The sequence below is a fragment of the Methylococcus geothermalis genome (assembly GCF_012769535.1).
In the GTDB taxonomy this organism is placed as follows: Bacteria; Pseudomonadota; Gammaproteobacteria; order Methylococcales; family Methylococcaceae; genus Methylococcus; species Methylococcus geothermalis.
Genome location: NZ_CP046565.1, coordinates 162,662 through 174,789, shown reverse-complemented (window position 1 = coordinate 174,789; position 12,128 = coordinate 162,662). Strand labels below are relative to the sequence as shown.

The 12,128-nt window shown below is 60.1% G+C and carries 13 protein-coding genes, 1 tRNA gene and 1 pseudogene; 7 read left to right on the top strand and 8 right to left on the bottom strand.

The annotated features are described in order from the left end of the window. The first annotated feature begins 357 nt into the window (after positions 1 to 357). Positions 358 to 434: transfer RNA gene (locus GNH96_RS00845), tRNA-Arg, on the top strand. 783 nt (positions 435 to 1,217) lie between these two features. Further along, positions 1,218 to 1,922, top strand: a complete 705-nt coding sequence (locus GNH96_RS00840; protein ID WP_169601408.1) for an Nmad3 family putative nucleotide modification protein — start codon at positions 1,218 to 1,220, stop codon at positions 1,920 to 1,922. A gap of 931 nt (positions 1,923 to 2,853) precedes the next feature. Here the strand turns inward: GNH96_RS00840 and GNH96_RS00835 are convergent. The 3 genes from GNH96_RS00835 to GNH96_RS00825 all read right to left on the bottom strand — a co-directional run bounded on the left by GNH96_RS00835 (position 2,854) and on the right by GNH96_RS00825 (position 4,025). Then, complete coding sequence (locus GNH96_RS00835; protein ID WP_169601406.1) at positions 2,854 to 3,132, bottom strand: hypothetical protein; 279 nt, start codon at positions 3,130 to 3,132, stop codon at positions 2,854 to 2,856. Beyond that, positions 3,129 to 3,353, bottom strand: a complete 225-nt coding sequence (locus GNH96_RS00830; protein ID WP_169601405.1) for an SIR2 family NAD-dependent protein deacylase — start codon at positions 3,351 to 3,353, stop codon at positions 3,129 to 3,131. Before GNH96_RS00830 ends, GNH96_RS00835 begins: the two co-directional genes overlap by 4 nt. A gap of 111 nt (positions 3,354 to 3,464) precedes the next feature. Next, positions 3,465 to 4,025: a hypothetical protein gene (locus tag GNH96_RS00825; RefSeq protein WP_169601403.1), complete on the bottom strand. Its 561-nt coding sequence runs from the start codon at positions 4,023 to 4,025 to the stop codon at positions 3,465 to 3,467. Positions 4,026 to 4,523: 498 nt separating this feature from the next. Between GNH96_RS00825 and GNH96_RS00820 the strand changes: the two genes are divergently transcribed. From GNH96_RS00820 to GNH96_RS00800, 5 genes and pseudogenes are all read left to right on the top strand, one after another. Next, positions 4,524 to 4,979: a 3'-5' exonuclease gene (locus GNH96_RS00820; RefSeq protein WP_169601401.1), complete on the top strand. Its 456-nt coding sequence runs from the start codon at positions 4,524 to 4,526 to the stop codon at positions 4,977 to 4,979. 157 nt (positions 4,980 to 5,136) lie between these two features. Then, a complete protein-coding gene (locus GNH96_RS00815) occupies positions 5,137 to 5,685 on the top strand; it encodes a protein-tyrosine phosphatase family protein (RefSeq protein WP_169601399.1) in 549 nt (182 codons plus the stop codon). A gap of 84 nt (positions 5,686 to 5,769) precedes the next feature. Beyond that, positions 5,770 to 6,147, top strand: coding sequence for a hypothetical protein (locus tag GNH96_RS00810; protein WP_169601397.1), 378 nt, complete (start codon positions 5,770 to 5,772; stop codon positions 6,145 to 6,147). 387 nt (positions 6,148 to 6,534) lie between these two features. Beyond that, positions 6,535 to 7,416, top strand: a pseudogene (locus GNH96_RS00805) (integrase core domain-containing protein); the annotation flags it as partial. A 174-nt stretch (positions 7,417 to 7,590) separates the two neighbouring features. Further along, the gene (locus GNH96_RS00800; RefSeq protein WP_169601395.1) at positions 7,591 to 7,764 is read left to right on the top strand and encodes a hypothetical protein; all 174 of its coding nucleotides are present in this window, start codon (positions 7,591 to 7,593) and stop codon (positions 7,762 to 7,764) included. Positions 7,765 to 7,808: 44 nt separating this feature from the next. Here the strand turns inward: GNH96_RS00800 and GNH96_RS00795 are convergent, their stop codons facing one another. The 5 genes from GNH96_RS00795 to GNH96_RS00780 all read right to left on the bottom strand — a co-directional run bounded on the left by GNH96_RS00795 (position 7,809) and on the right by GNH96_RS00780 (position 12,127). Next, positions 7,809 to 8,378 carry a hypothetical protein gene (locus GNH96_RS00795; protein ID WP_169601393.1) on the bottom strand — a complete coding sequence of 190 codons (570 nt, stop codon included), beginning with the start codon at positions 8,376 to 8,378 and terminating at the stop codon, positions 7,809 to 7,811. A gap of 900 nt (positions 8,379 to 9,278) precedes the next feature. Further along, entirely contained in the window at positions 9,279 to 9,518 is a 240-nt protein-coding gene (locus tag GNH96_RS00790) for a hypothetical protein (protein ID WP_169601391.1), read from the bottom strand. A 528-nt stretch (positions 9,519 to 10,046) separates the two neighbouring features. Continuing rightward, positions 10,047 to 10,175: a hypothetical protein gene (locus GNH96_RS16150; protein WP_267313383.1), complete on the bottom strand. Its 129-nt coding sequence runs from the start codon at positions 10,173 to 10,175 to the stop codon at positions 10,047 to 10,049. Positions 10,176 to 10,250: 75 nt separating this feature from the next. Further along, positions 10,251 to 11,681, bottom strand: a complete 1,431-nt coding sequence (locus tag GNH96_RS00785) for an RtcB family protein (RefSeq protein WP_169601389.1) — start codon at positions 11,679 to 11,681, stop codon at positions 10,251 to 10,253. A gap of 14 nt (positions 11,682 to 11,695) precedes the next feature. After that, the gene (locus tag GNH96_RS00780) at positions 11,696 to 12,127 is read right to left on the bottom strand and encodes an archease (RefSeq protein ID WP_169601387.1); all 432 of its coding nucleotides are present in this window, start codon (positions 12,125 to 12,127) and stop codon (positions 11,696 to 11,698) included. Between the last annotated feature and the right edge of the window lies 1 nt (position 12,128).

The window sequence follows — 12,128 nt, the reverse complement described above, 5'->3', positions numbered from 1 at the left end:
CGGATCACCGGCCCGGACACTGGTGGCGACCCGCGAGTAGGTCACGTTGGGCTGGGGCACGTACCGCCGCCGGAGCCATGGGAAACGCTCATGCTGCCGGTTTCTCCCCCCGGCTGGCTGGTATCTGCACCGTCTTCGCTCCCCGCCGGTGCGCTGGTGACGATGCTGATGCTCCGGGCTTGCGGCAGCAGAGGGTTGGCGGTACGGCCCGCCAGTATCAAGGGACAGATCGAGACGAGCGCGCTTCCGCATCCCTGGCTTCGATTGGAAAACCATGTTTACAAAGGCTAAAATGCGCCGGAAGCCTTCGCTGAGGCGGAAGGCCGCCCGAAACGCGGCAGCCTCCCGCATCTCGACGCCCCGGTAGCTCAGTAGGATAGAGCGTCCCCCTCCTAAGGGGAAGGTCGTACGTTCGAATCGTATCCGGGGCACCACTTCTTTTTGGCGTGTGGGTGCCCCATGCCGCCATGGAATCAACAAAACCTCCCTGCGTCGCATGATGTTGCGCTAGCAACGATAACCCCTTGGTAAGGGGAGGGTGCTTTTTTGCCGTTGAACGGCTGACCCACGCCCAGAGGTGGACGGCCTCTACGGAGATCGCCATTCGATGTCTTGAGGACCAGGACTCGCGCAGCCCTCGCGGGTTACTTTCTTCACAGCGGGTCAGGTGTTACGTCCCGCGTGGGTCGAAGACGCCTCCCACCGGCCGCCTATGCTGCAAACCCATCGCGTCGACTCGACCCAAGACCTGGCGACCACCTTGCTGCGTTATGCCAACCTCTACAATCATCACATGCCGCAGCGAGCGCACAACCATCAAACGCCGGTCCAGGCCCTGAAACAATGGCAAGCATCACACCCCGGTCTCTTTCACAAAAAGGTTGATCACCTCACGGGACTTGACACGTAGGGCGGCGGATGCCGAAAGGCGATCCGCCAAAATCACCGTCCAGTATTGGTGGCGGAACCCAAGGGAGCCGGTTCCGCCCTATGCGAGCTGATCGCTCCCTAATTCCAGCTGGTCGCACGATAGGGACAATCGGGTGGACGGTCAACACACTTGCGACTATCATTGGATCAGCCCCGTGATCAGTATTCGAACCACCCAACGCAAGTGTTGGTGGTCATCATTCGGGTCATACTCAGGGTCTGAATCGTGCCGAATACCCCGCCGCCATTGGAGCGGTGCGCGACGAATTGTGGAAGCGAGAATTGACATGAAAGGCTTACTCGTACGGGTAGGGGCTGATCAAAGCGAAGGTGGTGGCCGTTGGAATGGACCGATCGATGCCTCTACGGGTGATTTTGTCTACGCGCCAATTCCAGAAGCCCGTTCGCTACATCCAGGCCTCCACACACCCTATTCGTTAATTTCCTCGGCCCTCTCGGGATTACACTGCTCCCTCCCCGCGCACTTGACTGGGAAGAACATGCATCTTGACCCCGATTTCGCCTATCTGACCTATGGTGATCAGGGGAAAAAAGGGACCCAAATCAGCTCCAACCTTGACGCCGGTGATTTCCTTGCGTTCTACGCCGGGCTAAAGGATATATCCAGCAAGCGACTAGTCTACGGGCTGATCGGAATCTTCGTCGTCCAGGAAATCGTCGCAGCTGTCAGCATCCCGCAGTCTCGGTGGCACGAGAATGCACACACACGGCGAATTTTGCCGCCAGCCGCCGACGATATCGTGGTACGCGGTCGACCTGAAGTGTCAGGTCGGTTTCAACAGTGCATCGCCATTGGTGATTACCGGAAAGGAGCTTACCGTGTGTTCCCCAATCTGCTGAAAACCTGGGGCGGATTGAACGTCAAGAATGGGTATCTTCAGCGGAGTGCCCAGCTACCAGGGTTTGTAAATGGCGTCAAGTTTTATAAGTGGCTTTGCAAGCAAGCCCCGATACTATTGAAGTCCAATTAGGGTGAGCCTCATGCCAGTTGGGTACATCTATGTCGTTGCCTCTACGAATTCTAATGGGAATCACATGCATGGCCCTTGGGAGGTACCGCAGGGGTCAGGGGGGCCAAGCATAACTCCATACGGACAATATCTACTATTCGGGTTTTGTAAGTTGCACATGAGACGCCGAATCTGTGATAGGCCGAACAAAGGCGTCGGAGATTATATTTTCGGAATCTCGGGAGGGTGCCCAAAGCGAATACTGTTTGCTTCGAAAATAGTTGAGGTACTGACTTGGGCCGCCGCATTTCACCGTTTTCCGCAGCACGTGACAAGACCATGGCCATCCGCGCGACGCGGGATGATCGAGGTCGCACCAATTGTTCCTAACACCCGTGCTCCATTTCCCGATTCTCATTACCGCTTTATAGTAGGTTCGGTTCATGACTGGATTTGGAAAAGGCATTTGTCCAGACCTCAAACAGATGCGTTCTTTGTATGTGAGCCAGCTGATTGTCCCAATGGAAATAAACTTCCTTTATGGTTTGGTCCAAACGGGCCTGTCACTAATGGTGCGATATTGAACTTTCTTGCTACTAATTGCTTTGCATATAATGGGGGATCAAGGGGTATATCGTCCCCGACGCCGACCGCTCCTGTTGGCTACCAGCCTAACCAGGCTGGTGGCGTGATGTATCAAAACGTACATTTAGAGACTCATTATCCAGATAGACTCGTTGACTTAATCTGTCAAAACCTATCGGTAGGTGGCTCGCCGTTTGTGCAACATGACGACATGGGTGGTCATGCTCAATCTGGTTCTAACCTCCGATCGTCAAAAAGAAACCGGGGCTGCTCATGATGCGTCACGAGAGTTATGGGATATCCGGGAAGATTCCGGTCTTTGGGTCCAGGCCGTGAGAGGGTGCGATAGCGAGGATGCCAGCTTCATCTACCACCCCATCCCCGCCAGACACGAGGCGCGCACATCCTTGTCCCGGATGCTATAGCAGCGGGATCGTTCGCCGGTCGTTTCGGCCAGGCAGATGTTGCGGCGGTCGGCGTCCTTGATGGAATAGCAATAGCTCTTCGCGTCGCGGGTTTCGGCGAGACAGGCGTTCCGCCGATCGGCATCGCGGATGGCGTAGCAACGGGCCGAGTCGTCGGCCACGGATGGCGTGGGAAACATGGAAGCCAGGATCAGAATGATGGCCGCGTGTTGTTTGGTCATGTTCGGCTTCTCCAGACAGACTGCATCAGTACGGGAGGAACGTCACCGGCTTTGCCCCTCAGATCGAACTGTGCCCGGTCGCTGAGATTCGTCGGTTCCGGGTCGATCCGAATCACCTGCGCGCCGGCCTCCAGGGCCGCAACGGGTAGCCATGCCGCGGGCTGAACCAGCATCGACGTCCCGACTGCCATGAACACACCCCCGTTTTCGGCGACGTCCATCGCTTCTGCCCAGGGTCGCTGGGGTCGTTCCTCTGATTTGGAATGTCCATCAATGCCAACTCGGGACGATTGTCGATTGCACGGCTTCGAGGCCCGACGGATGGGTTCAGCTCAGATCAGGCGCGTGCAGAGAGAACCCTCACCGATCAGATAAATCGCCAGGGAAGCCTTGTGCTGGATGTATTCCAGTTCGTCGCGCCAGCATTCGAACGCTTCCGGATTCCAGGTATCGGTGATCAGCACCAACTCGCGGGTCTCTCCATAGCATGAGAACATAACATGCTGCAGGAGTTGCCCCAGCATGTAGGCAAACGTAAAGGGCGGTTCATACATAGGATACATAGGATACGGACGCGGCGGATGCCCGTAGCGCCGCTGCAGATACCAGTAGCGTAAGAGATGACGAGTCCACCAGCGGGGCGGCCGGTCGGCCTCCCATTCGGCGTGGGCCAGTTCGAGTTGAAGTTCATGGCCCAATCGCCCCTCCAGCGCGATGAAATAGGCGATCGGATGGCAGGTGTCGGTGGGTTGTCCAGGATAGCAATTCACCGCACCGTGCCGGCTTTCCAGAATCTTGCCGAGCGCTTCGCTGGTCAGTTTACCCTCCCGGGCTGCGCGGGCGATGTCGTGCACCGTCGCTGCATGGTCGTTCATTGGGCGTTCATCGTTCATGAGCTTTGTCCTCTCGTGGCGTCAGTGGCAATCGAGCTGCGCTGCAACTCTCGTATTCGAACGGATGGAGAGAATACGCTCCGTGTGCGACAGAATGCGTCGCATGGTCCTTGCTCCAGGATGCAGTTCGCACCGATACGCTTCGTGGCTGAAGTGCGACGCAAGTTGTCGCACCCTATTGATATTGATAGGCTTCTGTCCCCGAGAGTACGCAGGACTTCCCCACGTCACCGTGTCAGGGGCCTGCATGATGCTTCCATTGATCCGGAGATATCTGCCGTGGAGAGACTTCCGAACCGCAAGCCTGCTGCTCTGATTGGAGGGGTTAAACGAGCACCGATCGACATCATTCGACGGGACCCTTCGCTCGCAACGCCCTACGCCGAGGTGGTCTACTCCGGGAATCAAGGTTGAGGCCAGGAACCCCCGCTACAGACCGCAGATGCCTCCGCCAATCGAGCGTCCGGCCACCGGTCCTCGCGATCTCGAATCGGCGCCATGACGAAATCGGCATGGCTCTTTGCGCAGGGCGTCATCAGCGGCATGGCGCTGCTCGCGATGCTGCTGCTATGCCACCCGAGGGGGTGGGACGCCGTGATGGAAGAGGAGGCCCCGACCGTCGCCGCAAACACGTCGCCGCTGGCTTCGGCACCGAGGCGGCGGCAGGAGTTCGCCTGCACCTTGCTGCTGTCCCGGCGGATTTTCCCGCAGGCACCGAATCACCAGCTTGGCACCTTGGTCCGCCACCTCGATCTCCCGACTGCAGAACGCGCCCATCGCGCCTTGGCCGATGCCGAGATGACGGCCCACCTGCTGGTGTCCCTGCTCGGCAGCATCCAGGACCGATTTGGGGTTGGCTCGGTCAGCCATGCGCTGCTGCGGGCGATCCAGGGTGCTCCGAAGCATCACCTGGCGCGCATCATCGCGGCGCATGAAGCGTCGGAAGCACGGTGAATCGGGAGGGTCGATGGAGTTAAAGTTCGCATGAGAGCAAGCAGGAGCATAAAGTTCGAAACCCCGAATGCGAGCAGGCAGGCGCGCGCCGTTCGTGCCGCTCCGAGCCCCTTCTCGGGTCATCCGACAGTCATCCTCATTAACCTGGAGCCACGCCATGTCCCCTTGGGACCGACCTCACCGGAACACCTACTGGGTCCTTTCGGATCGCCTGCTCGCGGGGGAGTACCCAGGCGCGGACGATCCCGAGGAAACACACGAAAAGCTCGATTCCTTTCTTGCCAGCGGATTCACCCGCTTTTTGGATCTGACGGAGCCGCATGAGAAGCCGCCCTACGATGCGTTACTTCTGGAGTTGGCGTCCAAACGCGCACTCAACGTGATGCATCGGCGCCATCCCATCCCCGATGTCAGTGTCCCAACCGACCGCCAGCACATGACGGCCATCCTGCGTCAGATCGATGAGTGGCTTGGCGACGAGCATCGTGTCTATGTGCATTGCCGGGGCGGTATCGGTCGCACCGGGATGGTCATCGGCTGTTACCTGGTCCAGAGCGGGCACGACGGCGAGGGTGCGTTACGCCGCTTACAGGAACTCTGGGCAACCGTCGGTGAAGCGAAGCGGTGGTGCTTCCCGCGCATTCCCCAAACCGTTGAACAGGAAAACTACATTCGAAACTGGCGTACGGATGGCGTCAGCGGCTAAAGATTATTCCGGGCACGGCGATGAGCCGGCGTCACTCATCGGGCTCGGTTCTGACAACACCCATTTGCGTTGCAGAGGTATCCCATGCATGCCATTGACAGCAGAATGCTCCGTGAGATCGGGCGGCTCCTTGCACTCTCCTTCAGTCTCTTGTTCGTCGACACATCCGCCTGGGCTGACAACTCTCTCATCTACATGATCCCGTCGCTCGTCGGCATGGGCTCGTCCGTGGTTCAGCAACAGCAAACGATGGCGATGCAGAAGCAGCAGATGGAGATGCAACTGGAGATGCAGCGCCGCCAGATGGAGTACAGCCAGCAGTTGCAGACGAACGCGCAACCTGTGTCCTCGTCCGAGATCACCGAATTAAAGGCGATGGTCCAGGCGCAGCAGAAGGAGATCGCCGAGTTGCAACGGCAACTGGCCGAAAGTCGCAGCGGTCAGGTTCAGAGTCACCCGTAAGCGATGCCGACGTGTATGGCCGCGAGCCACGCCAACCAGTCCTCGACGCCAGGGTCGGCCTCGGTACTCCGTATAGTCTATCCAGACAGGCATCAGCGCCTGCTCGTCAATGCGGAGCTCGAGGTCGTCTGGGATGACGAGCGTCGAACACTGAGCGTCGGTTTCGACGAGCACGATCAACCCCGGCGGCTAGTTGTCGGGTCCCGGATGATTGCATAGACCCGAAACGTCGTGCATTGTTTGTCAGCCGCGAGGTGATGCGCGGCCTGATAGACGATCTCCGGAGGGAAGCGACATTGTTACGTCCCGCGTGATCATCTTTCCTCTCGAAGCCTGGAGCCTGCTCCGGGAAGTGTTTGGTCCGTCCTCGAAGAAGGGAGCGTCCCGATGATGATTCGTTTGCATCCCCGTGCCCGTACGACGCCCGCGGTGCGGCGGGAACTTCAGGAGTCCACCCAGGGTTCGCGGGCCTTGGCCCGGCAGTAGGGCCTCGCCCGTGCCACCGTGCAGAAGTGGCGCCGGCGGACGTCGGTCGAAGACGCCTCCCACCGGCCGCCTACGCTGCATACCACGTTGACCCCGGCGCAGGAGGCCATCGTCGTCTACCTGCGGCAACACGTGCTGTTGTCATTGGATGACCTGCTGGCCGTCACGCGGGAATTCGTCAATCCCGGCGTCTCGCGCTCGGGGCTGGATCGCTGCCTGCGGCGGCATGGCGTCGCTCATCTCAAGGCCTTGCAACCGATACCCGCCGCCACACCCCACAAATCCTTCAAGGCTTATGAGCCGGGCTTCGTGCCCATCGATGTGAAATATCTCCCGGCCATCCAGGGCGAAGCCCGCCAGTTTCTGTTTGTCGCCATCGATCGCGCCACGCGGTGGGTCTACGTGGCTCTGAAACCCAACCGCACCGCGCGTTCCGCCAAGGCGTTCTTGAAGGCCGTGATCGAGGCGGCACCGTTCCGCATCCCGACATGCCTGACCGATCACGTCTCGGCATTCACCGACCGCTTCCTGGTCAAGGCCAAGCCACCAACCAACGGCATGGTCGAACGGTTCAATGGCCGCATTGCCGAGGTGCTGCAAACCCATCGCTTCGACTCGACCGAAGACCTGGCGACCACCTTGCTGCGTTATGCCAACCTCTACAATCACCACATGCCGCAGCGAGCCCTCAACCATCAAACGCCGGTCCAGGCCCTGAAACAATGGCAAGCATCACACCCTGATCTCTTTCACAAGAAGGTTTATCACCTCACGGGACTTGACACATACCGAATACATGCATTTGATGGCATGAGTACCTCTGGGTTGTGGTGTCAATTCGTCACAAGTTTTTCTTGATATGGTAACGACGATGTCACGTTTGCATGGGTAGGATATCTCTGCCCCGCAGTCGCTGTGAGGTGTCCCATTCCAAGAAATTTACTTGAGGAGGTTGACATGGAACAGGAAAAAGATAATTTCTGGCTCTATATTGGTGGCTTGATCGTTTTCGTGATCGCTCTTGTATTCATCTTCAAGAATACCCATAAGGAAGCGATTCCTGAAAAGGCTTACATGGAAACTTCCAAGCAAATCGACGAGCAGATCGCGAAAGCCAAGCAGCAGCAGTAATGAGATGCTGTCTTTTTTTCTGAGGTGCAGGGACGTACCTCACTTTAGTGCCAGCCGCCGTAATTTTTCGTTGGATCTCCCCGAAAGCCCGAGGAGGTTTTGTCTTCATCCGGTACGGATGTGCTCAACACGGCGGCAGCCATCAGGTTCTTCCGCGTATAGCCGCCCATGGATTTGGCTTTTTCCGCTATTGCCGTCGTCAGGGGATTGATATTGTAGTTGGTCATCGTCGCTTCGGCGACGGCCAGGGTAAGCGGTTTTCCGGTTTGGGGTTCGGCTTCGGTATGGACCTGTAGCAGAATCGGCAAAAGGGTGCCGGCCGGAATCACTAGGGAATACCGGTTGGTATTTTCCAGCGTGGCGCTGGAAATGATGTTGCCCTTTTCATCGGTGGCGAGGATTCTGCCTTTCGTGACAGGGCCCTTCTGGTCGCTCACGGTTCCGCTGAGCGTCACTTCCTTTTCGTATTTTTGCTCAGTCTCGTTGAGGGCGGCGCCGGTATTCGCCTGTTCTCCGCAACCGGCCAGGAAAGCAGCTGATACCAGGAGGATGGATAAGCCTTTCGCCAATCCTTTCCAGGGCAGGGCTGATATAAAATCGTGGGAAACCGTCATAAACACCTCGCTATCCAATTTTCTTTTCGGTCGGTAAAGCCGATTCTCTTTGAATATTTCCGCAAAGGCCGGATCGGCGTGGTTTTCATGGTGCTGATCCGGCAGCTCGTGGCGGTGTCGAAGGCAAGGTCGGAACTGCCCCCCTTGCGACGACCAGAAAATACTAAACGAGATCGCGCCGCCGGTCGCGTCGATCTACAAGGATGCGCGCCCGAAAGGAGGGATGTCCCGGCTGTCTGTGCGACTGGCGAGAGCGATCAACGAGGCGCGTGAAGTCTGTGTCGGCGGGCGCAGCTGGTAGGTGATGGGGTCGGGCGGCGCACCGGCTGGAGGCGGGGAGAGTTCGAGCCGGATCACGTCCTGGCTGAGTGGGGCGTCGAGGATGTCCGATGCGGTGTGCCTGCGCCGAAACTGCCGCACCAGCCCGACGCGAAGGACTTGCGCTGTTGGGGCTCGCCCACCTTCGGAGGATGAGCAGCGAATGTCGCGAGCCAAGGGTGCCGACCCGTGCAGCGTCAGCAATCAGCGGTCGCCATGGTGGTGTCGCGGAGAACCGTGCTTGGCCTGGCGCAGGGACAGGGACGGCTTGGGGGAATCAAATTGGACGGTTTTCGCGGGCGGGCCGCCGATCGAAGACTGACTGTCGGCAGCCACCCTATCGGCGCAGAAGGCGGAGAGGAGCAGACCGATCAAGACGCCCCGGGTCGATTCGGCCGTAGGTCTGGCAAGCCGTGGCGGCGGCGGTGGAGCGCATGAGCCCGCATCGGCCGGGTACCTCGGGTCGGTTAGGGAGATGTCGATGCGGTATACCAATGCAAAACCAAAATCCGGCTGGTCCGGCCGGATTGAGTACGCGCAAAAGCCGCCGGTAGGGGCGGTTTTGGCGTGAAGGGACGGGCTTTACACGACGCCGAAAATCTTGTTCGCCCATTCCTTCTTGGCGACGCTTTCAATCATGAAATCCACGAATGCTTCGATCCTGCGTTTTTCTTCCCGGCTGAGGGAGGGGTACGCCCGCTTGTACGCCGTGTTGAAGCCTTGGATGTCCTGCAGCGTATACGGGGCGCGGATGCTCGCGATGTAGCTCGAAACATCCTGAAACGCTTGTGAGAACAGCGGGATTGCCTGAACGGTATTCATGTAACGGTACCTCTCGATACAAAGTCAGCCGGCGGAAAACTGGTTCTGAGTCTATACAGTTCTTTTGGGGTGAACAATATCAAAAAATGTCCAAGCTGTGTTTCTTGTTATTGAACACTCAGGGTGGGGCACAAAATAGTTGCGAACAATTCTCATTTTCGCTAAATTGGCCTCGGCGTCGGGGAAATGGAGCATGCTCTGATCCGGGCTTCGCTGACCATCCCGGCGTCGGCGGGTTCCGGCTCTCGTCTCCTTGCCGGAACGTCGTTTCTCTGTGGTGTGTGTCTGGGATAAGGAATGCCCCGCTTTAAACCCTGGCAGCGACGTCTGTTGCCAGGGTCGTTTTTTTCCTGGAGGCGAATCCTCTGGGCCCGCGCTTGATGTTCTCGTAACTCTAGGCGTCCCGAGTCGGCATCATCGCGCCGGCAGCGTGGCCGATGCGGACTGGCCTTGCTCTTCCACTACCCGCACGAGGTCCTCCCCGGCCTTACCGGTCCAGCCCAGCGTTCCGCCTTCGCGACGTAGACATCATCCACGAACCGGAACATCGCAGGGGCTTTCGACGGGCGGCGGCAGGTTGCGGCGTCCACCGGCCAGGCGGAACAGTTCCAGTTCGTCGCCGTCTCCGCCTCCGCCCGGCGCGGACAGCTTCTGCACCAGGGCGTCGTCGGGCGGGATCAGGTCCAGGATAGTGAGGTTGTAGGCATATTCTCTCCCTGGTGGAAATGTCCCTTAGCCCTTGATGCAGACGATGGGCTCCAGCCGGGCGATCAGCCGCGCCAGTCCGGCCCGGTCGGAGGCCCGCACCACGGCGTCGACGTCCTTGTAGGCGCCGGGGGCTTCCTCGGCGACGCCCCGGTACGAGGGGCTGCGGATGAGGATGCCGCGTTCGGCGAGCTGGTCGATCACCTGCCGCCCCTGCCAGGTCCGAGTGGCCTGGTGGCGGCTCATGCTGCGGCCGGCGCCATGGCAGGCGGAGGCGAAGGAGAGCGTCTCGCTCCGCGAGGTGCCGGCCAGGATGTAAGACGCCGTGCCCATGGAGCCGCCGATGAGGACGGGCTGGCCGGTTTCGGCGAATGCTGCCGGCAGGTCCGGATGGTTGGGGCCGAAGGCGCGGGTCGCGCCTTTGCGGTGGACGTACAGCCGGCGGCGCTCGCCGTCCACGAGGTGTTCCTCGAACTTGCAGGTGTTGTGGGAGACATCGTACAGCAGCTCCAGCCGGGCCGCGGGCAGCACGCGGGCGAAAACCTGCCGGGTGAGGTGAGTGAGTATCTGGCGATTGGCGAGGGCGCAGTTGATGGCGGCGCGCATGGCGCCGAGGTAATCCTGGCCGACTTCCGATTCGATGGGCGCGCAGGCCAGTTCCCGGTCGGGCAGGGCGATGCCGTATTGCTTGGCCGCAGCCTGCATGAGGCGCAGGTACTCGGTGCCGATCTGGTGGCCCAGGCCGCGCGAGCCACAGTGGATGCTGACGACCATGTCGCCTTCCGCGATGCCGAAGGACTGAGCGGTCCCGGCGTCGAAAATCTCGGTCACTTCCTGGACTTCCAGGTAGTGGTTGCCCGAGCCGAGGGTGCCCATTTCCGCGCGCTGGCGTTCCTTGGCACGGGCCGAGACGTTTTCCGGCCGGGCGCCCTCCATGCGGCCGTGTTCCTCGATGCGGGCCAAGTCGCGCGCCTCGCCCCAGCCCTGTTCGACCGCCCATTGCGCGCCGCCTTTCAGCATGGCATCGAGGCCCTTGGCGTCCAGCCTTATCTTGCCGTGGCTGCCGAGCCCGACCGGGATGTCGGCATAGAGGGCGTCGGCCAGCAAGGGTTTCACCGGTTCGATGGCGGCGCGCTTCAGGCCGGTGAGCAGGGTGCGCACGCCGCAGGAGACGTCGAAGCCGACGCCGCCGGCCGAAACCACGCCGCCCGCGCCGGCATCGAAAGCCGCCACGCCGCCGATGGGAAAGCCATAGCCCCAGTGGGCGTCGGGCATGGCGTAGCTGGCCTGGACGATGCCGGGCAGCCTGGCGACGTTGGCGGCCTGTTCCAGCACCTTGTCGTCCATGGCGCGGACCAGAGCCTCGTCGCCGTACAGGATGGCGGGCACGTGCATGCCGGTTTCCGGATTCAGGCGCCAAGTGTAGGCGTCGATCTGTTCGAGACGGTCGATGTTCATGGCAATCCTCCCCGTCAAACGTCCACCACGCACTGGGCGCGCCACAGGCCGCCCGCCTCGCGCGCCACCTTGAGCTCGGTATAGGTCGCACCCTTGATCTCCACTGCCGGCCGATGGCGCTGCAGGTCCAACGGCTCGCCCCAAGCGATGCCCTTCAGTCGGTCGTTGGCGATGTCGACCTGGAACCTGCCGAACACCATCCCCCGCACCGCCATTTCGTAGATGAGTGCGTTGAGCCAGTCCGCCAGCGCCAGTTCGAGATCGGCAGCCTCGCATTCGACTTCGACTTTTTCCGTTTCCCGGATCGAGGCCGGATCGCAGACCACCGCCGACAGCGCCAGCGCCGCCTGGGCGAAGGCTTCCGCCGGCGTGGCGCCGAAGCCGCGCACGCCGATGTCGGCCATGTGCTCGAAATGTTCCCAGCGGGCGGAATCGGAGTCGGTCATA

What these genes read in the sequence shown, in the direction of transcription:
- GNH96_RS00830 (WP_169601405.1), bottom strand. Translation starts at nt 3,353, where the DNA reads ATGGACGTCGCCGAAAACGGGGGTGTGTTCATGGCAGTCGGGACGTCG.
- GNH96_RS00800 (WP_169601395.1), top strand. Translation starts at nt 7,591, where the DNA reads ATGGAACAGGAAAAAGATAATTTCTGGCTCTATATTGGTGGCTTGATC.
- GNH96_RS00795 (WP_169601393.1), bottom strand. Translation starts at nt 8,378, where the DNA reads ATGACGGTTTCCCACGATTTTATATCAGCCCTGCCCTGGAAAGGATTG.
- GNH96_RS00815 (WP_169601399.1), top strand. Translation starts at nt 5,137, where the DNA reads ATGTCCCCTTGGGACCGACCTCACCGGAACACCTACTGGGTCCTTTCG.
- GNH96_RS00835 (WP_169601406.1), bottom strand. Translation starts at nt 3,132, where the DNA reads ATGACCAAACAACACGCGGCCATCATTCTGATCCTGGCTTCCATGTTT.
- GNH96_RS00790 (WP_169601391.1), bottom strand. Translation starts at nt 9,518, where the DNA reads ATGAATACCGTTCAGGCAATCCCGCTGTTCTCACAAGCGTTTCAGGAT.
- GNH96_RS00840 (WP_169601408.1), top strand. Translation starts at nt 1,218, where the DNA reads ATGAAAGGCTTACTCGTACGGGTAGGGGCTGATCAAAGCGAAGGTGGT.
- GNH96_RS00780 (WP_169601387.1), bottom strand. Translation starts at nt 12,127, where the DNA reads ATGACCGACTCCGATTCCGCCCGCTGGGAACATTTCGAGCACATGGCC.
- GNH96_RS00785 (WP_169601389.1), bottom strand. Translation starts at nt 11,681, where the DNA reads ATGAACATCGACCGTCTCGAACAGATCGACGCCTACACTTGGCGCCTG.
- GNH96_RS00820 (WP_169601401.1), top strand. Translation starts at nt 4,524, where the DNA reads ATGACGAAATCGGCATGGCTCTTTGCGCAGGGCGTCATCAGCGGCATG.
- GNH96_RS00825 (WP_169601403.1), bottom strand. Translation starts at nt 4,025, where the DNA reads ATGAACGATGAACGCCCAATGAACGACCATGCAGCGACGGTGCACGAC.
- GNH96_RS00810 (WP_169601397.1), top strand. Translation starts at nt 5,770, where the DNA reads ATGCATGCCATTGACAGCAGAATGCTCCGTGAGATCGGGCGGCTCCTT.